The organism is Thioclava sp. JM3, from assembly GCF_002213185.1.
GTDB lineage: Bacteria > Pseudomonadota > Alphaproteobacteria > Rhodobacterales > Rhodobacteraceae > Thioclava > Thioclava nitratireducens.
In genome coordinates, this window is the sequence record NZ_NBOB01000007.1 from 161,916 (window position 1) to 184,567 (window position 22,652).

Consider the following 22,652-nt stretch of genomic DNA (forward strand, 5'->3'; position numbering starts at 1 on the left):
GTGACCCGTGGCGCGGTTCGGTTAACTCTGTTCATACGCCGCGGACCGGACGCGACTCGCTGGACGCGCCTATTCCGTCGAGGCTCAATCTCGTTTCTAATCTGGGCGACATTGGGGCCAGACTGTTTCAATTGTGGGATATTGAGAGACGATAAAGAAAAACGGCGGGCTTTGTTGAAAGCGCCCGCCGTCTTTGGGTCTCCTTTGCCGCGATGTTGCGACAAGGTTAGCGAATTCAGTGGCTTAGTTGCCGCCGCCGCTATTGTTGTTGCCGCCGCCGGCTGTCGCCGAGGCGATATAGTCGCGATAGATTACCGCCGCGTATTTTCCGTCGAGCAGCATAGGCCGGCCCTTGGTCACGAAACCGGAGACCTCGGTGACGGTGCGGCGATTCTGCGCGTTCGGAGCCTGCGTGTAGACAAGCGGATGCGTTTCGCCGAAGGAAACGACCGCCTCCAGCCGCGCGCGGGAGATGCCTTGCGACACGAGGAAATTCACCACCGCGCGGGCGCGCCGCATCCCCAAGGCCTTGTTATAGGCGTCGGAGCCTACGAGGTCGGTATGCCCATAGACCCGGAAGCGTACTTCCGGGTTCTGCCGGATCCAGTTCGCCTGCATCAGCAGCGCATTGCGCGCCTGCGCATCGAGCACCGAGGAGTTGAAGGCGAAATGCACCGTGTTCGGCACGTCGGCGGCGAATTTGCGCGTCATGTTGATGACGTAGCTTTGATTGCCGCTCATCATCGCCTGGTTCTGCGCGATCGCGGAGCCGAATCCGAGGGAGCCTTCCGTGGTCGAGCCGACCTCGGAGTTGAAGACCTTGGTGCCTTCGGAACAGCCCGCCAGCAGAGCCACGGTTCCGACGGTGATCGCGAGGGTGCGCAGTTTCATGTTCCCAGCCATCTCGCTCACTCCATCACATAGCCATAGGACCCGGAGAAGTCCTGCTTGGCGACTTCCGCGGCAGGACCCTTCTGCGGTGCTCGACCGCCCGAGGTTCTGCCGTTGAGGAACAGCTCGGACTCGGTTGGCGGCTTCAGGCGATCCGTCGGCAGCACCAGCGTGTCGCCCTTCACGGGCGAGACCAGATGCGGCGTGACGATGATCACCAGTTCGGACTGCTTGCGTTCGAACTCGGTCGAACGGAACAGCGCGCCGAGCACCGGCACATCGCCGAGCCACGGGATCTGCCCCACGGAATCGTTGAAGTCGTCCTGCAGCAGACCCGCGATCGCGAAACTCTCGCCGTCGCGCATCTCGACGGTGGTCGAGGTCGAGCGCTTCTTGAAGGCGCTGACGTTGAAGGTCCCGCTCGTGTAACCGTTCGCCGTGTCGATCGAGGAGACAGAGGCGGCGATTTCGAGGTTGATAACGTCACCATCGACGACGCGCGGGGTGAAGGACATCTCGACGCCGAAGGGCTTGTACTGGATCGAGACGTCACCGTTGTTGAGCACCGGGATCGGGTATTCGCCACCGGCGAGGAAATCCGCGGACTGACCGGAAAGCGCGGTGAGGTTGGGTTCCGCAAGGGTGCGAACCACGCCTTTGTTCTCAAGCGCCTGAATGAGAACGCCCAGCTGGAAGGTCCCCCGGGTCAGGCCGATGCCGATCCCGTTCTCGTAGCTCTGCGAGGCAGCGTTCGAGGCGGTCGTTGTGGTGCCCCCGAAGCCAGCCCCCGCGCCCAAGCCTCCGTTCGGACCGAGGCTGGCATTGATCGAGGAGCTGAGGCTTTTCGCGACCGAGCGCTGCATCTCTGCGAAGCGCACTTTCAGCATCACCTGCTGCGTACCGCCCACCATCATCAGGTTCGACACCCGGTCGGGCGCGTAGCGATTGGCCAGTTCCAACGCGCGGCTGAGTTTCTGTGCCGAGGAAACAGTGCCCGACAGCACGATACCGTCATTCGCGGTGCGGACCTGGATGTTTTCGCCGGGCAGAATCTGCTTGAGGCGTTCCTTGAACTCCGCGAGGTCCGGGGTCACCTGAACGTCGACATTGGAGATCAGCTTGCCGTCAGCGCCGAGGATCGTCAGTGTCGTCCGGCCCGGAACCTTGCCGAGCACATAGATCGAGCGGTCCGAAAGGGTCTGGATGTCCGCGATGCCAGGGTTGGCGATCGAGAGTTCCGAGAACGGCGTGTCGCTTTCCACGACCACCGCACGGTTGAGCGGAACGGTCAGCGGCGCTTGAGTGGCGCCGGACATGATCCGCAACGTGTCTGCCTGCACCGGGCCCATCGCCGCGATGCTCAACGCCATGCCACATAGGCAGGCCTGCATCAAAGTTCTAAATTTCATCTGTGACCCTGCCTCTCCGATCACGCCACTCGCAAATCTTCTGCCTGCTTAGGGACTGTTATGGTCCATTATTGCGGGAAAGAATGCGGCAAGACCTGTTTTTTTGCAAGAATCAATGGATTGAGCGTCGTTCTTGATGTGGAAAACGTGTCACATATGAAAGCGGGGCCCCGTAGAGCCCCGCGCAAGCGACTGATATTTGTCATTTATTTAATTCGTGCAGGGGATCGGCGTCTCGATGACTTCCGTGCCCTTGCGGGTCTTGATCGTGCAAACCTGCGCTTTTTCGACCTGTTTGACTTCTTCTTTCTTGATGCCAAGCAGCTCATCGCGGTTGATTTCGATCTGGCCGAGTTGCGCGCTGTTCTCCAAACCGACGAGCGAAAGGGTCAGGCGACCGGTGTTCTGTGCGAGCGTCAGGGCCGCGACCTGCTCGGGGCTGACTTCTGCCGTGACCGAGCGCGCGATCTGGGTCGCGCTGGTGCGGTCGGGATCGGTGCTCTGGTCGATCGCGATCAGTTTCAGGTTGCTGTCGATCAGCTTCGTGACGGGTTCCCCGTTGATTGAGCCGGACCAGTAGACATCGACAAAATCTCCCGGACGCAGGAAGCCCGAAACTGCAGAAGTTGACGAAACTTGGATCGTGAACGCGCGGCGTCCGTCAGGAAGGCTCGCCATGATGCCCGCGTTCTCGCCCGGTTGGGTGACACGCGACGCCAGAATGACTTCTCGCGGCGAAATCTCACGCATGGAGGCGCGCTTGCGCGTTTCGCCTTCAAGGAAGACAGCCTTCTTGGCCTCTTCGGTGCCGGGTTTTGCGGAGATCCTGTCGAAAGCATATTTCGGCACGGCATTTGCCTGCACCTTGATCACGGCGAGATCTTCCGGGCCGAAATGCTCGCCGTATTTGAGCGGTTTCCGCGCGACGACGACATCGGCGAGCTTGGGGGCATTCTTCTGCATCTCGGCCAATTGATCGCGTTCCGCCTGGAACTGCGCGATCTGTCCCTGCGCCATCATCACGGCGACACCAGCGAGGCCGACACCGGCCACGAGGAAAAGAACAAAAATCAGTCGCATCGCTTCTTCCTTCTGTTGTCTGATCGGCGACAATCCTGTGAATAGAGCCGCTTATTACAGATCAAAGTGGCGAAAACTTGGCGCATCCGCAGCACTGGTGAGTATCAGCCCTCGTCGTCGGCGAGTTCGTCGGCCGTGAAGGCAGGGGTAACTTCCTGCTTGTCGATATATTTTGCGATCTTGCCAGAAGTGCCGGCGGTCTGGGTCCAGATCATGGCAGTCGCCATGAAACCCAAAGCGACCAGCGATGCCGTGAGCACGACCCAATCGACCGTTACGGCGCCATCTTCCCCACGAAGTACTTTCTTCAAATTGAAAATCAGTTTGTTCATTTCTGTGTCTCGACTTTCTCAACGGGACCTTTGGTGAAAACTTGGCGGGAGGGAGTGGCGGAAATTGGGCGGTCGCGGGGTATTTTCTGCAACCTGGCGCGCCTGCTGTGCGCGACGCGTTAGTTCAGATTGCATGAGCCCGCGATTTGAAATGATGAGACCGCCCGGGAAGGGGCGGTCTCTGCATCTTCCGACTGAGCCGGAAATTACTGCGGCAGGTAGCCGTCAGCTTGACCAGCGGTGACTTCGTCAGCGGTGAAGGCCTCGGTCACTTCTGCGCCGTCGAGGTAGCTTGCGATCTTGCCCGACAGACCAGCGGTCTGGGTGCGGACCAGGGCCAGCGCGGCGGCGCCGAGGCCGACGACGGCAGCGGTCAGCACAACCCAGTCAACGGTCACAGCGCCGTCTTCTTCGTCGTGGAACTTCTTGAGTTTGAAGAATTTCATCATGGTGTCTCTCCTAAGGTTTTGTCTCTGCCCCGCGGTCCCGGTTGGCGTCCGTGCCGGTTTCCGTCTCGCGGTATGGGGACATATGGCCTCCGGAACGTGGCGCGATTTGGGCGCATCGCAGGCGATTTCGCGAAAATGGAAATTCAGGCTGACGCGCAATCTAACCCATTGTGAAATAATGAAATAAAAATCCAAATTTTTTGGAACATTTGCATTTTGCGTCAGGATTCCGGTCATCACACCGCGATTCGCGGGACTCAAAGGGGCGGATTTTCTGGAATTTTTCTGGGTTTTCAGGGATAGTCGGGCCAAAGCGGCCCTCGAGAGCCGCGCGAGGCAGTGAGCAGGTGGCGCAGATGCGCAAGGTTTTCGCAGGGATTCTCTGCAGTGCGATGGTGGCCGTGGTCGCGCCCGTGGGGGCCGAGCCCGCAGCCCCCCTCTTCAAGAGCGTGAAGCCCAAGACGGTCAAACCGCCCGCGCCGGGCACCAAACGCTTCATCACCATCCAGATCGACCCTGAGGAACAGAAGCGCCAGCTTGCCGCGATGGCGAAGCAGCCCTGGGAGCCGGAAACGGCGCCTCCCGCGGACGACAGCGCGACGGGCGATGCTCCGGCCTCTACGCCGACGCCGCGCGTGCCGGCGCATTACGCGTGGTATTGGAACAAGGTCTCGCCGCGCCTGGGCGAGCGAGCGGGGCGGTTCGATCAGGCGATTTCCGCTCTGTCGCAAGGGCCGAAAGGTACGCGGGTGCGCGAGCCGCGGCTCAACGATCTGGCGAAGATCGCACGGGCGCATGGCACCGATATCCTGCGTTCGACCATCGGGACCGAGGTCTCGCCAGCGCTGGTGCTGGCGATGATCGCGGTGGAATCGGGCGGGCGGCATGACGCGCAAAGCCATGCAGGGGCCGTGGGGCTGATGCAGCTGATCCCAGCGACCGCAGAGCGGTTCGACGTCGAAGACAGCAAGGACCCGGCGCAGAACATCGCGGGCGGGGTGAGCTATCTCGACTGGCTGATGAAGGAATTCGACCGCGATCCGCTGATGGTCATCGCCGCCTACAACGCGGGCGAGAACGCGGTGAAGCGCAATGACGGCGTGCCGCCCTATGCGGAGACGCGCGACTACGTGCCTAAGGTGCTGGCGGCGTGGAACGTGGCGCGGGGGCTCTGTGCGACGCGCCCGCAGCTGGTGAGCGACGGTTGCGTTTTCCGGGTCACCCAAATGGCAAAGAGCGGCCCCTGAAGGCCGCTCTTTCCGTAACTAACCTATGGAGGCGATCAGTTGACGATCGTCGCCTCGGTCGCTTCGCGGATCTCGTCCTCGGTGACGCCCTCGGCGCATTCGACGATCTTCAGCCCGCCCTCGACCACATCGAGGACACCGAGATTGGTGATGATGCGGTTGACGACGCCGGTGCCGGTCAGCGGCAGGGTGCATTCCTTCAGCAGTTTGCTGTCGCCATGCTTGTTGGTGTGATCCATCACGACGATGACTCGCTTCACGCCCGCCACCAGGTCCATCGCGCCGCCCATGCCCTTCACCAGCTTGCCGGGGATCATCCAGTTCGCCAGATCGCCATTCTCGGCCACTTCCATCGCGCCGAGGATCGCCATTGCGATCTTGCCGCCACGGATCATCCCAAAGCTCATCGCGCTGTCGAAATAGACCGTGTTGGGCAGTTCGGTGATCGTCTGCTTGCCAGCGTTGATCAGGTCGGGATCCTCTTCGCCCTCATAGGGGAAGGGGCCCATGCCCAGCATGCCGTTCTCCGATTGCAGCGTGACGTGCACGCCCTCGGGGATGAAGTTCGGGACCAGCGTCGGGATGCCGATGCCGAGGTTCACATAGGTGCCGTCTTCAAGCTCCTGCGCCGCGCGGGCGGCCATCTGATTTCTATCCCATGCCATGGGTCAGGCCTCCTTCTTTTCGCGGGTGGTGACTTTCTCGATGCGCTTCTCATGTTCGCCCTGGATCAGGCGGTGCACGTAGATGCCGGGCAGGTGGATGCAGTCAGGGTCGAGCGAGCCCACGGGCACGATCTCTTCGACTTCCATCACGCAGACCTTGCCGCACATCGCCGCCGGTGGGTTGAAGTTGCGGGCCGTCTTGCGGAACACAGCGTTGCCGGTCTCATCCGCTTTCCACGCCTTCACAATGGAGACGTCAGCGAAGATGCCCTCTTCGAGGATGTAGTGCTCGCCGTTGAACACCTTCACCTCTTTGCCTTCGGCGATCTGGGTGCCGTAGCCGGTCTTGGTGTAGAAGCCGGGGATGCCGTGGCCGGCGGCGCGCATGCGCTCTGCCAGAGTGCCCTGCGGGTTGAATTCCAGCTCGAGTTCGCCGCTCAGATACTGGCGCATGAACTCGGCGTTCTCGCCCACGTAAGACGACATCATCTTCTTGATCTGCTTCGTGTCGAGCAGCTTGCCGAGGCCGAACCCGTCCACGCCGCAATTGTTCGACGCGACGGTAATGTCCTTGACCTTGCTCTCGACCAGCGCGTCGATCAGCATTTCAGGGATGCCGCAGAGGCCGAAGCCGCCTGCCGCGATCAGCATTCCGTCGAAGAGAAGCCCGTCGAGAGCCTCCTTCGCGGAACCGTAAATCTTGTTCATGGATATCCTCCGCTCATATGCGCGTGAAGATGACGCCGGGGCGGAGGGGAGTCAATTGCTGCGATGCGGCGAGGGTGGTGTGTTGGGGTCAACTTCGCGCGCGAGCGCGCCGGGAGGGGGCTCTGCCCCCGCGCTGTCGCGCTCCCCCGGGATTTTTTCATCAAGACGAAGTGGGCGCGGGCGCCTCACTCCTCGTCGGTCTTCTTGGCCGCCGTCTTTTTCGCCGCGGGTTTCTTCGCGGCGGTCTTCTTGGCGGTCGGTTTCTTGGCCGCGGACTTCTTCGCGGTCGTTTTTTTAGGCGCGGCTTTCTTCTTCGTGCCGCCCTTCTTGGCCGCCTTCGCCTCGATCAGCGGAAGCGCGTCTTCAAGCGTGACGGCTTCCGGTTCAAGCTCTTTCGGCAGGGTCGCGTTGATCTTGCCCCATTTGACGTAGGGACCGTAGCGCCCCGGCATGACCGCGATCGGGCCGCCCTCGGGGTGTTCGCCCAACTCCTTGAGCGGTTTCGCGGCGGCACCGCGCCCGCCCTTGGCGGCTTTCTGGGCGATCACTTCCACGGCGCGGTTCATGCCGATGGTGAAGACCTCGTCCACTTCCGGCAGGTTCGCGTAGATGCGGCCTTTCTTGACGTAGGGCCCGTAGCGGCCGATCCCGGCTTCGACCAACTCGCCGTCCTCGGGGTGCGGGCCGATCTCGCGCGGCAGACTCAAGAGCAGCAGCGCCTTTTCGAGGTCGATTTCTTCGGGTTTCCAACCCTTGGGCAGCGAAGCGCGAGGGGGTTTCGGCACATCCTCGGTCGGCTCGCCCTTCTGGACGTAAGGGCCGAAACGTCCGACACGCAGCGTGATCGCCTGCTCCTCGTCATAGCCCAGCACCTTGCCGTCGAGTGCCTGAACCTCATCGTCGCCCTCGGGCGCCGACAGAGGCCGGGTGAAACGACATTCGGGATAGTTGCCGCAGCCGATGAAGGCCCCGCCGGAGCGCGCGGTCTTCAGGTGCAGCTTGCCACTGCCGCAAAGCGGGCAGATGCGCGGGTCCGACCCGTCGGGGCGCGGCGGATAGAGATGCGGCGCCAGAACCTCGTCGATCTTGTCGAGCACTTCCGAGATCCGCAGCTCCGACGTCTCTTCCAGAGCTGCCGAGAAATCACGCCAGAAGCGCTTGAGCACTTCCTTATAGTCGCGATCGCCTGCGGAGATATCGTCGAGCTGATCTTCCAGATCGGCGGTGAAATCGTATTCCACGTAGCGCTTGAAGTAGTTCGACAGGAAGGCCGTCACCAAGCGCCCGGTATCTTCCGGGATCAGGCGGTTCTTGTCCTTGCGGACATAGCCGCGATCCTGAATCGTCGTGACAATCGAGGCATAGGTGGAGGGGCGCCCGATGCCGAGCTCTTCCATCCGCTTGACCAAGGTCGCCTCGGTGTAGCGCGGCGGCGGTTGGGTGAAGTGCTGCTCGGGCGTGATGTCGCCCTTCTTCGCCTCTTCGCCCTCGTGGATCTGCGGCAGACGGTTGCTGTCCTCGCCCTCATCGTCGTCGCGGCCCTGATCGTAGACTTTCAGGAAGCCGTCGAACACAACGACGGAGCCGGTCGCGCGCAATTCTACCTGTTCGTCGCCGGAGCCGACGAGAACGGTCGTCCGCTCGAACCGGGCCGCTTCCATCTGCGACGCGATCGTGCGTTTCCAGATCAGATCATACAGCTTCCACTGATCGTCGGAGAGCTTCAGCTTGTCGGGCGATTTCGACATATCCGTGGGGCGGATACATTCGTGCGCTTCCTGCGCGTTCTTCGCCTTGTTCTTGTACATGCGCGGGCTTTTCGGGACGTAGCTGTCGCCGAACTTGTCCTTGATCGCATCGCGCGCCTGCATCACCGCCTCGGGGGCCATGTCGATGCCGTCGGTCCGCATATAGGTGATGTGCCCCGCCTCGTAGAGACGCTGCGCCGCCGACATCGTGGCGCGCGCACCGAAGCCGAACTTGCGGCTGGCTTCCTGCTGCAGCGTCGAGGTCATGAAGGGCGGGTAGGGGTTGCGGTTGGCGGGCTTCGCCTCGACCGAGGTCACACTGAGATCGCGCGAGGTGATCGCCTGCACCGCCATCTCGGCTGCGGTCTCGTTCTCGAGGTCATATTTCTCGAGCTTCTTGCCGCCGAGAACCGACAGGCGCGCTTCGTATTCCTGACCGCGCGGCGTCGTCAGGATCACCTTCACCGTCCAGTATTCACGCGGTTTGAAGGCTTCGATCTCCATCTCGCGCTCGACGATGAGGCGCAGGCAAACCGACTGGACACGGCCCGCCGATTTCGCGCCAGGCAGCTTGCGCCAGAGAACCGGCGAGAGGTTGAAGCCCACGAGGTAATCGAGTGCGCGGCGGGCGAGATAGGCCTCCACCAGCGGGGCATCGACATCGCGCGGATGCTTCATCGCTTCTTGGATTGCGGTCTTGGTGATCGCGTTGAAGGTGACGCGGGAGACGTTCTTGCCCTTGAGCTTCTTCTCCAGCGCTTCCTGCAGGTGCCACGAGATGGCTTCGCCTTCGCGATCGGGGTCGGTTGCGAGGATCAGCGTGTCGTCATCTTTCAGCGCGTCGGTGATCGCCTTGATGTGCTTTTTCGAGTCGCTAGCGACTTCCCATTTCATCTCGAAATCGTGCTCGGGATCGACCGAACCGTCTTTCGGAGGCAGATCGCGGACGTGACCGAAGGAGGCAAGAACGGTGTAATCGGACCCTAGATACTTGTTGATCGTCTTGGCCTTGGCAGGGGATTCGACGACGACAACGGCCATAAGGTCCTCACTATTCAGCGCTAAAGGGTCTGGGCGCGGAACATGTGGGGGTTTGGTGGGGATTGTCAATGCACCCTGGCGCTGAGGAAATCCCGCAGGCCTTAAACCGGGCGGCTGATCAGCCCGCCGCGATGGCGCTCTATTCGGCCCTCGATTTCGAGTGCGGTGAGGGCCTGTGAAAAGGCCGCCGCCGGCACGTCGAGATCGCGGATCACCTGATCCTCGGCGGTGGGGGAGGGGCCGAGCCGTTCGAGGATCTTCGTGCCCAGATCGGCAGGTTCCGGAGCTGGCTTTCCGGACGAACGCCGGGGGCTGGGTTCGGGTGCGGTCCGGGCGACGGTCGCTCTCCGCGCATTGAGCGCGGCCAGCACGTCCTCGGGCCCGCGCACCAATGTCGCGCCGTCGCGGAGCAGCGCGTTGCAGCCGCCCGCGCGCCCGTCCATCGGGTGTCCCGGGACGGCCATTACCTCGCGCCCCTGATCGAGCGCATCGCGCGCGGTGATCAGGCTGCCGGATTTCAGGGCCGCTTCGACCACGACGACGCCGGCGCTGAGCCCCGAGATAATCCGGTTGCGCGCAGGGAAGTGGCGCGCCTGCGGCTGCGTGCCGGGCGGGGCTTCGGTCAGCCGCAGCCCGGTCTCCGCGATCTGTCGGGCAAGCGTCGTGTTCTCCTGCGGGTAGATCACGTCGATTCCACCCGCCTGCACCGCGATCGTCCCGGTGAGCAGGGCGGCCTCATGGGCGGCGGCATCGATCCCGCGCGCCAGCCCGGAGACCACGCAGATGCCCGCCTCGCCCAGACCTTCGCTCAACCGCTTCGCCATGCGCAGCCCCAGCGAGGACGCGTTGCGCGCACCGACTAGCGCGATCATCGGGCGGGTGAGCAGCTCCGGCTGGCCAAGCGCCCAGAGCACGGGTGGCGCATCGTCGATCTGCGCAAGCGCGGGGGGATAGTCAGGCCCTCCATGAATCAGGAGCAGCGCCCCTGCGGCCTTGCCCGCCTTGATCTCTGCGCGGGCCTGTTTCTCGGGGAAAGGGGTGTAATCGGTGACGCCCGCCGCGCGTGCGACCTCTGGCAGGGCCGCGAGCGCTGCCGTCGCGGAGCCATGTTCGCCGATCAATCTGTGAAAAGTTGTGGGCCCGACACGTCGGGAGCGAATGAGGCGAAGAGCAGATAGTTCGTCTTCTTCCGTGGTGGGTGGGGTGAAGGGGGTGGGGTAAGAAAACAAATCTGTTTCCATCCGGCCCTCCGCCTCAATCGCCCACCCTTCTTGCCGTGTTATTCTTAATAAGTTGTTACCAAAACTCGGTGTGCGCGGCGTTTGGAAGGAATTTTCTGCGTTTTGACTGCAAATTTTCGGCGTCGCCGATTTGTAGCTTCTGATCGCGCGGGCGAAGCGGTCTTCATGGACCGTTCCGCCCGTATCTGTCGGAAACGATTACGCCGCCGAGCCGCCCACCGTGAGGCCGCCGATCATCAGGGTCGGCTGGCCGACGCCGACCGGTACCCATTGCCCCGCCTTGCCGCAATTGCCGATGCCGGGGTCGAGGGCGAGGTCGTTGCCGATGGCGCGGATATGCTGCATCGCGGTCGGCCCGTCGCCGATCAGCGTCGCACCTCTTACTGGTGCGCCTACGACACCGTTCTTCACGCGATAGGCTTCGGTGCAGTTGAAGACGAACTTGCCATTGGTGATGTCGACCTGACCGCCGCCGAAGCCGACCGCATAGATGCCGTCCTTCAGATCGGCGAGGATCTCGCCCGGATCGGCATCGCCGCCGAGCATATAAGTATTGGTCATCCGCGGCATCGGGGCATGGGCGAAGCTCTCGCGCCGCCCGTTGCCGGTGGCCTCGACGCCCATCAGCCGCGCGTTCTGGCGGTCCTGCATGTAGCCTACGAGCACGCCGTCCTCGATCAGCACGTTCTTGCCCGAGGGCGTGCCCTCGTCGTCAATCGTGATCGAACCGCGCCGATCGGGGATCGTGCCGTCATCAAGCACGGTGACCCCTTTCGCGGCGACCTGCTGGCCCATCAGCCCGGCGAAGGCCGAAGATTTCTTGCGGTTGAAGTCGCCTTCCAACCCGTGCCCGACTGCTTCGTGCAACAGCACACCCGGCCAGCCCGGGCCAAGCACCACATCCATAACGCCCGCTGGCGCTGGTTCTGCGCGCAGGTTCACCAGCGCGATGCGCAGCGCCTCACGCGCGACGGGTTGCCAATGCGCGGGTTCGATCAGGCCCGACAGTCCGAAGCGTCCGCCGCCACCATGACCGCCGGACTCGCGCCGCCCGTTCTCTTCCACGATCACCGAGATGTTGATCCGCGCCATCGGGCGGATATCCGAGACCAACCCGCCCTCGGGCCGAAGAATGAAGACCTCCTGCAGGCTCGCCGCCATCGAGGCCGAGACCTGCACGACGCGCGGGTCGAGGTCGCGGGCGAAGGCGTCGATCTCGCGCAGTATGTCGATCTTCGCCGCGAAGGGCGTGTCGGAGACCGGATCGGTATCACTATATAGATGCAGGTTCGTGCCTTTGGGCGGGGGCGCCATCGTTCCGCCGCCGTCGCCCACGGCCAGCCGCGCAGTTTCGGTCGCCCGCTTCAGCGCGGCTTCGGAAATCTCGGTCGAATGGGCATAGCCCGCGACATCGCCCTTCACCGCCCGCAGGCCGAATCCTTCGGAGGCGTCGTAAGAGGCGGTCTTGACCCGCCCGTCATCGAACACGAGCGCCTCGGACCGACGCTGTTCTAGAAACAACTCGCCATCCTCGGCCCCCGCGGTCGCCTCGCGCAGCAATTGCAGGGCGCGGTCCTTGTCGAGCTTGTCCTCGAATGGCGCGAAACGGTCGGGCTGGGTCATCGTCTCTCCTCGGATAGCGATCAAAATTGCCAAAATGTCGCAGCTTTTGCTTGCGCCATCCTCCCAATATGATTTTAAAGTGAGAACACGCAACGGTGAACGGTTTGGGAGAGCCGGACGCCGTCGGGCGGCAGGGAGAAACGCCGCCAAAAGGGAGACATGGGACTTATGCGCTTTGCAAGCAAGGGCCGCGGTATCGCGGCCGCTGTCACGTCGGCTGTTCTGTCGACGCTCGTCGCCGGGCAGGCCTCGGCTCAGGACATGATCAAGGGGCTGCCGGTAATCGGTAAGCCGCATCTGGGCGGGACGGGGTTCCAGCCAGCGTCGTCCAACCTCGCGGAAGACCAGCAATGGCTCGACCATATGCTTCTGGTCATCATCGCCGCGATCTGCGTTCTGGTCTTCGCCCTGATCATCTATTCGCTGCTGCGCTTCAACAGCCGCGCCAACCCGACGCCGCGCAGCTTCACCCATAACACGCCTCTCGAGATCACCTGGACCTTCGTGCCGATCGTGATCCTCGTGGCGATCGGGGCCTTCTCGTTGCCCGCGCTGTGGAACCAGCAGGAAATTCCCGAGGGCGACATCACTGTGAAGGTCACCGGTTACCAGTGGTACTGGGGCTACGAATACCCCGATGAGGGCATTTCGTTCGATTCGCTTCTGCTCGCGAAGGAAGACCTCGAAGAGCATGGCTATGCACCTGACGAATACCTGCTGGCAGCTGACAACGCGATGGTGGTGCCGAAAGGCAAGACGATCGTCGTGCAAGTCACTGGCGCGGACGTGATTCACAGCTGGACCGTGCCGGCCTTCGCGGTGAAGCAGGACGCCGTGCCGGGCCGGATCGCGCAATTGTGGTTTAAGGCCGATCAAGAAGGTGTGTATTTCGGCCAGTGTTCGGAGCTTTGCGGCACCAACCACGCTTACATGCCCATTGTGGTCAAAGTTGTCTCACCGGAAGTTTACGCTAACTGGCTCGAGCGTGCGAAGAATGACTTCGCCTCGGTCGAGACGGATGGGGCGGTTCGGGTCGCACAGAACTGAATACATCGTGCGATAACACCCGAGGAACGCTTTCATGAGTGACATCAGCTATATTCGCCAACAGGACAACGAGGCGCGGTTCGGCGACTACATCGCGCTTCTGAAGCCGCGCGTGATGTCGCTGGTGGTCTTCACCGCTTTCGTCGGTCTCGTGGTGGCGCCGAATCCGGTGCATCCCTTCGTGGGCTTCGTCGCGATCCTGTTCATCGCGCTGGGCGGTGGCGCCTCGGGCGCGCTGAATATGTGGTATGACGCGGATATCGACCGGATCATGCGCCGCACTCGCGGTCGTCCCATCCCGGCGGGCCGCATCTCTGAGCGCGAGGCGCTGGGCTTCGGGCTGGCGCTCTCGGGCATCTCCTGCGTGATGCTGGCGCTGGCCACGAATATCTTCTCGGGCCTGTTCCTTGCTTTCACCATCTTCTTCTATGTCGTCGTCTACACGATGTGGCTGAAGCGCGCGACGCCGCAGAACATCGTGATCGGCGGCGCTGCGGGCGCCTTCCCTCCGATGATCGGCTGGGCCGTGTCGACGGGTGGCATCTCGATCGAATCCGTGGCGATGTTCCTGCTGGTCTTCCTCTGGACGCCGCCGCATTTCTGGTCGCTCGCGCTGTTCATGAAGTCCGATTACGACGAGGCGAAAGTGCCGATGCTGACCTCGACCCATGGTCGGGTGGTGACGCGCAAGAACATCCTGTTCTACGCCTTCATTCTCGCCCCCATCGCTGTCGGCACCGGTTTCACCTCGATCGGCGGCCCGGTCTATTTCGCGACGGCGCTGATCATGAATGCGCTCTTCATCAAGGGCGCGATCGAGATTCACGCCCGCACCGAGGCGCAGGCGGAGGCCGACAAATACGCGGTCGAAAAGCGCTTCTTCTATTTCTCGCTCATCTACCTCTTCGCGCATTTCGCGGCTTTGCTGGCCGAAGCGGGGCTGAGCTATATCGGTTTGGGAGCTTGGTAAGCGATGGCAATCACCCGGGACAGTGACCTCCATATCCGCCGGTTCACCCGCAATGTGGGGCTTGGAGCGGTTCTTCTCGGGTTCGTCGCGATCGTCTTCGGCCTGACCGTGGTCAAGGTCGAGAACGGCTCGAAGATGGAAGCCTACGACCACCAGCCGCGCGCCTCGGTGCTGCCGGCGGAGGGCGCCTCGAAATGACCCAGCGCCCCACAGATCGGTCGAATACGCGCGTGCTGCTCTCGCTGCTCGCGGTGATCGTCGTGATGGGGGCAGGGGCTTGGGCTGCGGTGCCGTTCTACAACTGGTTCTGCAAGACCACCGGATATGGCGGCACGACCAACACTGCCGAGGTGCTGCCCGACAAGGTTCTCGACCGCGAGATTCTCGTGCGTTTCGACGCCAACGTGGCACCGGGCATGCCGTGGAAATTCAAGCCGGTCCAGACCGAGATGAAGCTGAAGATCGGCCAGAACGGGCTGGCCTTCTACGAGGCCTACAACCCGACCGATCACGTCATCGCGGGCACGGCGAGCTACAACGTCTCGCCCGATGTGGCCGGCTACTATTTCGACAAGATTCAGTGCTTCTGCTTCACCGAACAGGTGCTGCAACCCGGGGAGAGGGTGCAGATGCCGGTGAGCTTCTTCGTCGATCCCGGCATCGTCGATGATGCGGATGCGAAGCGGATTCACGCGATCACGTTGAGCTACACTTTCTATCAAACCGACCTTCCCGAGCCGGAAGACACCGCCTCGGTCCGTCAAAGGGAGACGGAGACGGTCAACTAGCCATCGGAGGGAGACGCATGGCCCACGCAAAGAACCACGACTACCACATCCTACCGCCCTCGATCTGGCCCTTCCTCGGTGCCGTTGGTGGCTTCATCATGCTCTTCGGGGCGGTGCTCTGGATGCAGAGCATCACCCATTACGTCTTCTTCGGCGGCCTGCTCGTGGTGCTTTATACCATGTATGGCTGGTGGTCGGACGTAGTCCACGAAGGCGAGACCGGCGATCACACGCCCGTCGTCCGGATCGGCCTGCGCTATGGATTCATCCTGTTCATCATGTCCGAAGTGATGTTCTTCGCGGCCTGGTTCTGGAGCTTCTTCAAGCACGCCATGTACCCGATGGGCCCGATGAGCCCGCTCAAGGATGGCGTCTGGCCGCCCGAGGGCATCGTTACCTTCGATCCATGGCACCTGCCGCTGATCAACACCGTAATCCTGCTGCTTTCGGGCGTGACGCTAACCTGGGCGCACCACGCTCTGGTCCATGAGAACGACCGCAGCCAGGTCAAGCAGGGGCTAATCCTCACGGTGATCCTCGGCGCGTCCTTCACGGTGCTGCAGGCCTACGAATACAGCCACGCGGCCTTCGGTTTGGCGGGCAATATCTACGGCGCCAACTTCTTCATGGCGACGGGTTTCCACGGGGCGCACGTGATCATCGGGACGATCTTCCTGCTGGTCTGCCTGCTGCGTATCGTGCGCGGCCAGATGACCCAGAACGAGCATGTTGGTTTCGAGGCCGCCGCCTGGTACTGGCACTTCGTCGATGTGGTCTGGCTCTTCCTGTTCGCGTCGATCTATATCTGGGGCAGCGCGTAAGCGCCCCCGGCCATCACACGCAAAATGCGCAGATCGGCGCGGGGGGCGACCCTCGCGCCGCTTTCTTGGAGGCTTGATGAAACGCTATATCTTTCCGCTGCTGCTGGGCGTCGTCGGCTGCGCGATCCTGATCTCGCTCGGCATCTGGCAGGTGCAGCGCCTTGGCTGGAAAGAGGCGATGCTGGCCGAGATTTCCGCCAAGATCGAAGGCCAGCCGCAGGCGCTGCCGCCTGAAGGCACCGACACCAAGCCGCTGAAATACGAACCCGTCACGGTAAGCGGGCGCACGACGGGCCAGGAGATCCTCGTGCTTTCGGGCCAGAAGGGCGTCGGCGCGGGCTACCGGGTCATCGACGCTTTCGAGACCGATCAGGGCCGCAAGATCCTGCTCGATCGTGGCTTCATCCCCGAGGGCGAAAAGGGCGCCGACCGCCCCGCAACGGATCTGACCGTCACCGGTAACCTGCACTGGCCCGAAGAGACCGACGGCTACACCCCCAAGCCCGACGCGAAGACCGGCATCTGGTTCGCCCGCGACGTGCCCGCGATGGCCGCGAAGCTCGGCACCGAGCCGATCCTGATCGTCGCCCGCACCGTCCAAGGCGCGGCGCAGGGCATAACGCCGGTCCCCGTCACGATCACCGGCATCCCCAACGACCACCTCGGCTACGCGATCACCTGGTTTTTGCTCGCAATCGTCTGGGCCGGGATGACAATCTTTCTTCTCTGGCGTATCAGGCGGCAACAGGCCTGAGGATTGACGATGCGTTATGTTTCCACTCGGGGCAAAGCCCCGGTTCTGAATTTCGGCGATGCGATGCTGACGGGGCTTGCCCGTGACGGCGGGCTCTACGTGCCCGAGACCGTGCCGCAGTTTTCAGCCGACGAGATCGCCGCGCTCGCAGGGCAACCCTACGAGGAAATCGCCTTCCGCGTGATGAAGCCCTTCGTCTCCGAGACCTTCTCGGACAAGGAACTGCGCGGCGCCATTTCCCGCGCCTATTCCGGCTTCGGCCATGTCGCCCGCGCGCCGATGGTGCAGCTGGCGCCGAACCACTTCCTGCTGGAGCTGTTCCACGGCCCCACGCTCGCGTTCAAGGATTTCGCGATGCAGGTGATCGGACAGCTGTTCCAGATCGAACTGCAAAAACGCAATCAGAAGATCACCATCGTCGGCGCCACCTCGGGCGATACCGGCTCGGCCGCGATCGAGGCGTTCCGCGGGCTCGACAATGTCGATGTGTTCATCCTCTTCCCGCATGGCCGGGTGTCCGAGGTCCAGCGCCGCCAGATGACGACGCCCGTCGAGGGCAACGTCCACGCGCTCGCGCTCGATGGCGATTTCGACGATTGTCAGGCGAAGCTGAAGGACATGTTCAACGATTTCGACTTCCGTGACGAGGTCGGTCTGGCGGGCGTGAACTCGATCAACTTCGCCCGCGTGCTGGCTCAGATCGTGTATTTCTTCTCCTCCGCCGTGGCGCTTGGCGCGCCGCACCGCAAGGTGTCCTTCACCGTGCCCACCGGCAATTTCGGTGATATCTTCGCGGGCTTTCTCGCAAAGGAAATGGGTTTGCCGGTCGAGCGTCTGGTGATCGCGACGAACCAGAACGACATCCTGCATCGCTGCCTCGAGAAGGGCGATTACACCAAGCAGGGCGTCACGCCCTCGATCTCGCCGTCGATGGATATCGAGGTGAGTTCGAACTTCGAGCGCGCACTGTTCTGGGCCTACGGCAAGGACGGGGCCGCGATCGAGAAGCTGATGGACGAGCTGAAAACCGAAGGCTCCTTCACCGTCTCCGAAAACGCGATCGGTGCGCTGCGCGATATCTACGACAGCGGCTCGGTCGGCGAGGCGCGCACGATGGAAGAGATCGGCGATACGCTCAAGGAAACCGGCGAATTGCTTTGCCCGCATTCGGCGGTCGGCGTGAACGTGGGCAAAGCTGCCGTCGCGCGTGACCCGGCCACGCCGATGATCACGCTCGCGACCGCGCATCCCGCGAAGTTCCCCGATGCCGTGGAAGAGGCGACGGGCATCCGCCCCGACCTGCCGCCGCGCATGGCCGACCTGTTCACCCGCGAGGAGCGTGTGACCCGGGTGCCGAACGACCTCGCCGACCTTGAAGCGCTGATCCGGGAGCGTCGCCGCACATGATCGAAATGACCACCCTGAAGAACGGCTTGCGTATCATCACCGAGACGATGCCGGGCCTTGCCTCCGCCGCGATCGGCGTCTGGATCACTGCCGGTGGCCGCCACGAACGCCCCGAGCAGAACGGCATCGCACATTTCCTCGAACATATGGCGTTCAAGGGCACCAAGACCCGCTCGGCGCTGCAGATCGCGGAAGCGATCGAGGATGTGGGCGGCTATATCAACGCCTATACTTCGCGCGAGATGACCGCCTATTACGCCCGCGTGCTGGCCGAAGACGTGCCGCTCGCACTTGACGTTATTTCGGACATCCTGCTGAACCCGGTCTTCGATCAGCGTGAGATCGAGGTGGAGCGCGGCGTGATCCTGCAAGAGATCGGCCAATCGCTCGACACGCCCGACGACGTGATTTTCGACTGGCTGCAAGAGGCAGCTTACCCTGATCAGCCGATGGGCCGCACCATCCTCGGCCCGGCGGAGAAGGTCCGCAGCTTCGCGCGCGACGATCTGTCCGGCTTCGTGTCCGAGCATTACGGCCCGGATCAGATGATCCTCTCGGCGGCCGGTAATGTCGATCACGCGGAGATCGTGAAACGCGCCGAGGATATCTTCGGTGACCTGCGCCCCGCGCTGAACCCCGCGCCTTATCCGGCGAAATGGGTTGGCAACGAGCGGCGCGAGATCAAACAGCTCGAACAGGCGCATTTCGCGCTTGGCATCGAAGCGCCCAGCTATCGCGACGCCGATCTATATACCGCGCAAGTCTATTCGGTCGCGATGGGCGGGGGCATGTCCTCGCGCCTGTTCCAGAAGATCCGCGAAGAACGGGGCCTGTGCTACACGATCTTTTCGCAGGCCGGCGCCTACGAGGACACCGGCATGTTCACCGTCTACGCGGGCACGTCGGGCGACGAGATTCGCGGTCTGGCCGAGCTGACCATCGACGAGTTGAAACGCGCGGCCGAAGACATGACCGAGGTCGAGATCGCCCGCGCCCGCGCCCAGATCAAGGCGGGTCTGCTGATGGGGCTGGAAAGCGCTTCGGCGCGCGCAGAACGCATGGCGCGCAGCCTCTATATCTGGGGCCGGGTGCCCGGGATCGACGAGGCTTCGGCCCGGATCGACAGCGTCACCCGTGACGCGGTGCGCGATTTCGGGGAACGGCTCGCGATCGGTGGTCGCACCGCGATGGCGCTTTACGGTCCGGTCAAGGATGCTCCCGAACTGGGCGCATTGCGGGAAAGGCTCGCCGCCTGATGTTCGCGCGCCGTCGTCAGCTGCGGATCGATACGGATCGGATGATCCTTCGTCCGCCGCAGCATGGGGATTATCGCCCGTGGGCCAGCCTGCGTGAGGACAGCCGCGCCTTCCTGACCCCGTGGGAGCCGAGCTGGTCCTCCGACCATCTCGGGCGCAAGGCCTTCTCCAACCGGGTCTACTGGGCCGCGCGCGCGATCGCGAATGGCACCGCGGTCCCCGTCTTCCTGTTCTCGCGCCGCGATGAGACGTTCCTCGGGGCGATCACGCTCGACAATATCCGGCGCGGACCGGCGCAGGCGGGCACGCTGGGCTATTGGATCGGCCAGCGTCACGCGCGTCAGGGTTACATGCGCGAGGCGATCGAGGCCGTCGTGCATTACGCCTTTACCAAGCTCGACCTCAGCCGGATCGAGGCGGCCTGCCTGCCCGAGAATGCGGCCTCGCGCGGGGTTCTGGAGAAATCCGGTTTCAAATACGAGGGCGTCGCGCAAAGCTACCTGCAGATCAACGGGCGCTGGCGCAATCACGTCCTCTATTCCAACCTGCGCTCGGATCGCCGGGGACGGACGGATGTCCGATAGGGGCGCCTGCGTTCGCGCGACATGTTGCGGGGCGAACGGCAGAGGGGGCGCTGCCCCCGCTGGCGCAGCCAGCCCCCCGGGATACTTAAGCCAAGCCGAAGGAGTCAGAGATGCGTACCGCCGCTGATGAAAGTTTCGTCGAGACGCTGCGGGAGGCGGTGCCGCGCCTGAGCCTCGGCGCGCCGGGGGCGGCCTATCTCGAAGAGCCGCGCGGGCGCTATCACGGTATCGGCGGGGTGCTGGTGAAGCCGACGTCGACCGAAGAGGTCGCGGCGGTGCTGAGGCACTGCCACGCGGCGGGCGTCGCTGTGATGCCCTATGGCGGCGGCACCGGGCTGGTCGGCGGCCAGATCACCGAGGACGGCCCCGCGCCGGTGATCCTGAGCCTCGAGAAAATGAACGCGGTTCGCGCGGTCAGCGGCCATGTGCTGGAGATCGAGGCAGGCGCGACTCTGCTTGAGGCGCAGCAGGCGGCGGAAGGCGTGGAGCGGCTGTTTCCGCTGACCATCGCGAGCCAGGGCTCCGCCCGGATCGGCGGTGTGCTGGCGACCAATGCGGGCGGGGTGAACGTACTGCGCTATGGCAACGCGCGCGAGCTGTGTCTGGGCGTCGAGGCGGTGCTGGCCGATGGCACGGTGATCTCCGGCCTCAAGCATCTGCGCAAGGACAATACCGGCTACGATCTGAAGGACCTGCTGATCGGGTCCGAGGGCACGCTCGGGATCATCACGGCCGCGACGCTGCGGCTCTTCCCGCGCCCGGCGGCGGTCGGCACGGCGATGATGGCTGTTGAAAGCCCCGCCGCAGCGCTGGAACTTCTGGAACTGGCCGAGGCCCGGATGCCGGGCTGTGTCTCGGCCTTCGAGTTGATCTCGGGGCAGGGGCTGCGTTTCCTCGACGAGGTCGGACCGGAAGTACATCAACCTTTCGAGGTGCGCCCCGACTGGTCGGTGCTGATCGAGATCGGTCTGCCCGAGGGGCTCACCCCGGAAGAGGCGCTTGCGGAGCTGTTCGAGGCCGCCGAGGGGCTGGTCAGCGACGGGGTGATCGCAAGCTCCGAGAGCCAGCGCGCCCAGATGTGGTCGCTGCGCGAGAGCCTGCCGGAAGCGAACAAGCGGATCGGGTCGATATCGAGCCACGACATCTCGCTGCCGCTGCCGAAACTGGCCGTTTTCATCGAAGAGGCGCGTGGCGCTCTTCTCGACCTCGGCAATATCCGGATCAACTGCTTCGGCCATGTCGGCGACGGCAATCTGCATTTCAACGCCTTCCCCGCCGAGGGGCGCGACCGCAAGGAATACGAGAACCTGCGCCGTGCGATCCCCGAGACGGTCTATGATCTGGTCGACCGTTTCGGCGGCTCGATCTCGGCCGAGCATGGGATCGGGCGGCTCAAGGTGGGCGATCTGGAGCGCTACGGCGATCCGGGCAAGCTGGCCGCGATGCGCGCGATCAAGGCGGCGCTGGACCCGAAAGGCATCCTGAACCCCGGCGCGGTGCTGGCGGAGCGCTGAAGGCCAAGAGAAACGCGCCCCGCCAGGAGAGCAGGCGGAGCGCGGCGTTCTGGTTCACGTGTCATAGCAAGCAGCCGAACCATCTGGCCCGGCCAGGTTAGGTCGATTTGCGTAAGAAAGACGTCAACGCGGCCCCAGCGCGGCGGCCTGCCGCGCGATCCGTGCTACATCGCGGCTTAGGGGAAGGTCGTTCTCCATCCGGTCTACATCGACCCAGCGCGCATCCAGAGCGTCATCGGCGGCGACCGGCTCTCCGGCCTGCCACTGACATTCGACCGCGATCAGCACGAAGTGATGCTCCAGCGCGCCCGCATCGTCATGGGCAAGTACATCGAGCGCGTTGAAGGCATGGGTGGCCCGCGCCTGCACGCCGGTTTCCTCCAGCAATTCGCGCTCTGCCGCCGCGAGAAGCGTTTCGCCAAGCTCGACCTTGCCGCCGGGAAAGCCCCATAGCCCGGCATCGGGCGGGTTGGCCCGTTGCACCAGCAGGGCCTGTCCGTCGCGGATCACGACGGCGAGAATGGCGGGGACCGGACGGGGGCTCACGCCCCCTCGAATTCGCAGAGCACGCTGACATTCATGCCGCGGTCTTCGAGCAGTTTGCGCCCGCCCAGTTCCGGCAGGTCGACGATGAAGGAGAGGCCCACGATCTCGCCGCCCACGCGTTCGATCAGCTGGATGCCCGCCTGCGCGGTGCCGCCGGTGGCCAGAAGGTCGTCGACGACCAGAACCTTCTCGCCGGGCTTGATCGCATCCTCATGCATCTCCATCACCGCCTCGCCATATTCCAGCTGGTAAGCCTGCGAAATCGTCTGGCCGGGCAGCTTGCCCTTCTTGCGGATCGGCACGAAGCCTTTCGACAGCTGATGCGCGATCGCGCCGCCGATGATGAAGCCGCGCGCCTCCAGCCCCACGACCTTGTCGATCTGCTGGCCCGCCCACGGGTGAAGCATCTGGTCGATCGCCATGCGGAAGCCGCGCGGATCGGCGAAAAGCGTGGTCACATCGCGGAACATGATCCCTTCATGCGGGAAGTCGGCGATGGTGCGGATATAGTCTTTGACGTTCATGGGATCC

Annotated in this window: 23 protein-coding genes; 11 read left to right on the plus strand and 12 right to left on the minus strand. The window is 63.3% G+C overall.

Annotated features, from left to right (window positions below):
• Positions 1-243 precede the first annotated feature (243 nt).
• The 5 genes from B6V73_RS14735 to B6V73_RS14755 all read right to left on the minus strand — a co-directional run bounded on the left by B6V73_RS14735 (position 244) and on the right by B6V73_RS14755 (position 4,161).
• Positions 244-891, minus strand: coding sequence for an OmpA family protein (locus B6V73_RS14735; RefSeq protein WP_075776016.1), 648 nt, complete (start codon positions 889-891; stop codon positions 244-246).
• A gap of 17 nt (positions 892-908) precedes the next feature.
• Complete coding sequence (locus B6V73_RS14740) at positions 909-2,300, minus strand: type II and III secretion system protein family protein (RefSeq protein WP_088720370.1); 1,392 nt, start codon at positions 2,298-2,300, stop codon at positions 909-911.
• A gap of 210 nt (positions 2,301-2,510) precedes the next feature.
• Positions 2,511-3,380, minus strand: coding sequence for a Flp pilus assembly protein CpaB (gene cpaB, locus B6V73_RS14745; RefSeq protein WP_088725614.1), 870 nt, complete (start codon positions 3,378-3,380; stop codon positions 2,511-2,513).
• Positions 3,381-3,484: 104 nt separating this feature from the next.
• Complete coding sequence (locus B6V73_RS14750) at positions 3,485-3,712, minus strand: hypothetical protein (RefSeq protein ID WP_088725615.1); 228 nt, start codon at positions 3,710-3,712, stop codon at positions 3,485-3,487.
• Between the two features lie 206 nt (positions 3,713-3,918).
• The gene (locus B6V73_RS14755; protein ID WP_088725616.1) at positions 3,919-4,161 is read right to left on the minus strand and encodes a hypothetical protein; all 243 of its coding nucleotides are present in this window, start codon (positions 4,159-4,161) and stop codon (positions 3,919-3,921) included.
• 356 nt (positions 4,162-4,517) lie between these two features.
• On the opposite strand from B6V73_RS14755, the gene B6V73_RS14760 reads away from it, so the two are divergent.
• The gene (locus B6V73_RS14760) at positions 4,518-5,408 is read left to right on the plus strand and encodes a lytic transglycosylase domain-containing protein (RefSeq protein ID WP_075776018.1); all 891 of its coding nucleotides are present in this window, start codon (positions 4,518-4,520) and stop codon (positions 5,406-5,408) included.
• 35 nt (positions 5,409-5,443) lie between these two features.
• Here B6V73_RS14760 and B6V73_RS14765 read toward each other — a convergent pair whose 3' ends face one another.
• From B6V73_RS14765 to tldD, 5 genes are all read right to left on the minus strand, one after another.
• The gene (locus tag B6V73_RS14765) at positions 5,444-6,073 is read right to left on the minus strand and encodes a CoA transferase subunit B (protein WP_075775901.1); all 630 of its coding nucleotides are present in this window, start codon (positions 6,071-6,073) and stop codon (positions 5,444-5,446) included.
• Between the two features lie 3 nt (positions 6,074-6,076).
• Positions 6,077-6,781 (minus strand): CoA transferase subunit A, encoded by a 705-nt coding sequence (locus B6V73_RS14770; protein ID WP_088720366.1) that lies wholly within the window; start codon positions 6,779-6,781, stop codon positions 6,077-6,079.
• 185 nt (positions 6,782-6,966) lie between these two features.
• Positions 6,967-9,570 carry a type I DNA topoisomerase gene (gene topA, locus B6V73_RS14775; RefSeq protein ID WP_088725617.1) on the minus strand — a complete coding sequence of 868 codons (2,604 nt, stop codon included), beginning with the start codon at positions 9,568-9,570 and terminating at the stop codon, positions 6,967-6,969.
• 101 nt (positions 9,571-9,671) lie between these two features.
• Complete coding sequence (gene dprA, locus B6V73_RS14780; RefSeq protein ID WP_075775904.1) at positions 9,672-10,811, minus strand: DNA-processing protein DprA; 1,140 nt, start codon at positions 10,809-10,811, stop codon at positions 9,672-9,674.
• Between the two features lie 198 nt (positions 10,812-11,009).
• The gene (gene tldD / locus B6V73_RS14785) at positions 11,010-12,434 is read right to left on the minus strand and encodes a metalloprotease TldD (protein ID WP_075775905.1); all 1,425 of its coding nucleotides are present in this window, start codon (positions 12,432-12,434) and stop codon (positions 11,010-11,012) included.
• Positions 12,435-12,695: 261 nt separating this feature from the next.
• Between tldD and coxB the strand changes: the two genes are divergently transcribed.
• The 10 genes from coxB to B6V73_RS14835 all read left to right on the plus strand — a co-directional run bounded on the left by coxB (position 12,696) and on the right by B6V73_RS14835 (position 21,575).
• Positions 12,696-13,481, plus strand: a complete 786-nt coding sequence (gene coxB / locus B6V73_RS14790) for a cytochrome c oxidase subunit II (RefSeq protein WP_233243109.1) — start codon at positions 12,696-12,698, stop codon at positions 13,479-13,481.
• A gap of 34 nt (positions 13,482-13,515) precedes the next feature.
• The gene (cyoE, locus tag B6V73_RS14795; protein WP_088720362.1) at positions 13,516-14,451 is read left to right on the plus strand and encodes a heme o synthase; all 936 of its coding nucleotides are present in this window, start codon (positions 13,516-13,518) and stop codon (positions 14,449-14,451) included.
• Between the two features lie 3 nt (positions 14,452-14,454).
• Entirely contained in the window at positions 14,455-14,649 is a 195-nt protein-coding gene (locus tag B6V73_RS14800) for a hypothetical protein (RefSeq protein ID WP_075775908.1), read from the plus strand.
• Complete coding sequence (locus B6V73_RS14805) at positions 14,646-15,239, plus strand: cytochrome c oxidase assembly protein (RefSeq protein ID WP_075775909.1); 594 nt, start codon at positions 14,646-14,648, stop codon at positions 15,237-15,239. The genes B6V73_RS14800 and B6V73_RS14805 overlap by 4 nt, the downstream gene beginning before the upstream one ends.
• A 17-nt stretch (positions 15,240-15,256) precedes the next feature.
• Positions 15,257-16,060: a cytochrome c oxidase subunit 3 gene (locus tag B6V73_RS14810; RefSeq protein ID WP_088720361.1), complete on the plus strand. Its 804-nt coding sequence runs from the start codon at positions 15,257-15,259 to the stop codon at positions 16,058-16,060.
• Between the two features lie 73 nt (positions 16,061-16,133).
• Positions 16,134-16,814 (plus strand): SURF1 family protein, encoded by a 681-nt coding sequence (locus B6V73_RS14815; RefSeq protein WP_168174909.1) that lies wholly within the window; start codon positions 16,134-16,136, stop codon positions 16,812-16,814.
• Positions 16,815-16,823: 9 nt separating this feature from the next.
• Positions 16,824-18,221: a threonine synthase gene (gene thrC / locus B6V73_RS14820; RefSeq protein WP_088725619.1), complete on the plus strand. Its 1,398-nt coding sequence runs from the start codon at positions 16,824-16,826 to the stop codon at positions 18,219-18,221.
• Entirely contained in the window at positions 18,218-19,477 is a 1,260-nt protein-coding gene (locus B6V73_RS14825; protein WP_075775913.1) for a pitrilysin family protein, read from the plus strand. The genes thrC and B6V73_RS14825 overlap by 4 nt, the downstream gene beginning before the upstream one ends.
• Positions 19,477-20,061, plus strand: coding sequence for a GNAT family protein (locus B6V73_RS14830; RefSeq protein WP_075775914.1), 585 nt, complete (start codon positions 19,477-19,479; stop codon positions 20,059-20,061). Before B6V73_RS14825 ends, B6V73_RS14830 begins: the two co-directional genes overlap by 1 nt.
• A 110-nt stretch (positions 20,062-20,171) precedes the next feature.
• Positions 20,172-21,575: an FAD-binding oxidoreductase gene (locus B6V73_RS14835; protein ID WP_088725620.1), complete on the plus strand. Its 1,404-nt coding sequence runs from the start codon at positions 20,172-20,174 to the stop codon at positions 21,573-21,575.
• Positions 21,576-21,698: 123 nt separating this feature from the next.
• Here the strand turns inward: B6V73_RS14835 and B6V73_RS14840 are convergent, their stop codons facing one another.
• Both B6V73_RS14840 and B6V73_RS14845 read right to left on the minus strand, forming a co-directional pair.
• Positions 21,699-22,121: an NUDIX hydrolase gene (locus B6V73_RS14840; RefSeq protein WP_088725621.1), complete on the minus strand. Its 423-nt coding sequence runs from the start codon at positions 22,119-22,121 to the stop codon at positions 21,699-21,701.
• Positions 22,118-22,645, minus strand: a complete 528-nt coding sequence (locus B6V73_RS14845) for an adenine phosphoribosyltransferase (RefSeq protein WP_088720355.1) — start codon at positions 22,643-22,645, stop codon at positions 22,118-22,120. The genes B6V73_RS14840 and B6V73_RS14845 overlap by 4 nt, the downstream gene beginning before the upstream one ends.
• Positions 22,646-22,652 lie beyond the last annotated feature (7 nt).

Bases quoted from the DNA above. Each gene is read 5' to 3' on its own strand.
- B6V73_RS14735 (WP_075776016.1), bottom strand. From the start codon at position 891: ATGAAACTGCGCACCCTCGCGATCACCGTCGGAACCGTGGCTCTGCTG.
- B6V73_RS14740 (WP_088720370.1), bottom strand. From the start codon at position 2,300: ATGAAATTTAGAACTTTGATGCAGGCCTGCCTATGTGGCATGGCGTTG.
- cpaB (WP_088725614.1), bottom strand. From the start codon at position 3,380: ATGCGACTGATTTTTGTTCTTTTCCTCGTGGCCGGTGTCGGCCTCGCT.
- B6V73_RS14750 (WP_088725615.1), bottom strand. From the start codon at position 3,712: ATGAACAAACTGATTTTCAATTTGAAGAAAGTACTTCGTGGGGAAGAT.
- B6V73_RS14755 (WP_088725616.1), bottom strand. From the start codon at position 4,161: ATGATGAAATTCTTCAAACTCAAGAAGTTCCACGACGAAGAAGACGGC.
- B6V73_RS14760 (WP_075776018.1), top strand. From the start codon at position 4,518: ATGCGCAAGGTTTTCGCAGGGATTCTCTGCAGTGCGATGGTGGCCGTG.
- B6V73_RS14765 (WP_075775901.1), bottom strand. From the start codon at position 6,073: ATGGCATGGGATAGAAATCAGATGGCCGCCCGCGCGGCGCAGGAGCTT.
- B6V73_RS14770 (WP_088720366.1), bottom strand. From the start codon at position 6,781: ATGAACAAGATTTACGGTTCCGCGAAGGAGGCTCTCGACGGGCTTCTC.
- topA (WP_088725617.1), bottom strand. From the start codon at position 9,570: ATGGCCGTTGTCGTCGTCGAATCCCCTGCCAAGGCCAAGACGATCAAC.
- dprA (WP_075775904.1), bottom strand. From the start codon at position 10,811: ATGGAAACAGATTTGTTTTCTTACCCCACCCCCTTCACCCCACCCACC.
- tldD (WP_075775905.1), bottom strand. From the start codon at position 12,434: ATGACCCAGCCCGACCGTTTCGCGCCATTCGAGGACAAGCTCGACAAG.
- coxB (WP_233243109.1), top strand. From the start codon at position 12,696: ATGATCAAGGGGCTGCCGGTAATCGGTAAGCCGCATCTGGGCGGGACG.
- cyoE (WP_088720362.1), top strand. From the start codon at position 13,516: ATGAGTGACATCAGCTATATTCGCCAACAGGACAACGAGGCGCGGTTC.
- B6V73_RS14800 (WP_075775908.1), top strand. From the start codon at position 14,455: ATGGCAATCACCCGGGACAGTGACCTCCATATCCGCCGGTTCACCCGC.
- B6V73_RS14805 (WP_075775909.1), top strand. From the start codon at position 14,646: ATGACCCAGCGCCCCACAGATCGGTCGAATACGCGCGTGCTGCTCTCG.
- B6V73_RS14810 (WP_088720361.1), top strand. From the start codon at position 15,257: ATGGCCCACGCAAAGAACCACGACTACCACATCCTACCGCCCTCGATC.
- thrC (WP_088725619.1), top strand. From the start codon at position 16,824: ATGCGTTATGTTTCCACTCGGGGCAAAGCCCCGGTTCTGAATTTCGGC.
- B6V73_RS14825 (WP_075775913.1), top strand. From the start codon at position 18,218: ATGATCGAAATGACCACCCTGAAGAACGGCTTGCGTATCATCACCGAG.
- B6V73_RS14830 (WP_075775914.1), top strand. From the start codon at position 19,477: ATGTTCGCGCGCCGTCGTCAGCTGCGGATCGATACGGATCGGATGATC.
- B6V73_RS14835 (WP_088725620.1), top strand. From the start codon at position 20,172: ATGCGTACCGCCGCTGATGAAAGTTTCGTCGAGACGCTGCGGGAGGCG.
- B6V73_RS14845 (WP_088720355.1), bottom strand. From the start codon at position 22,645: ATGAACGTCAAAGACTATATCCGCACCATCGCCGACTTCCCGCATGAA.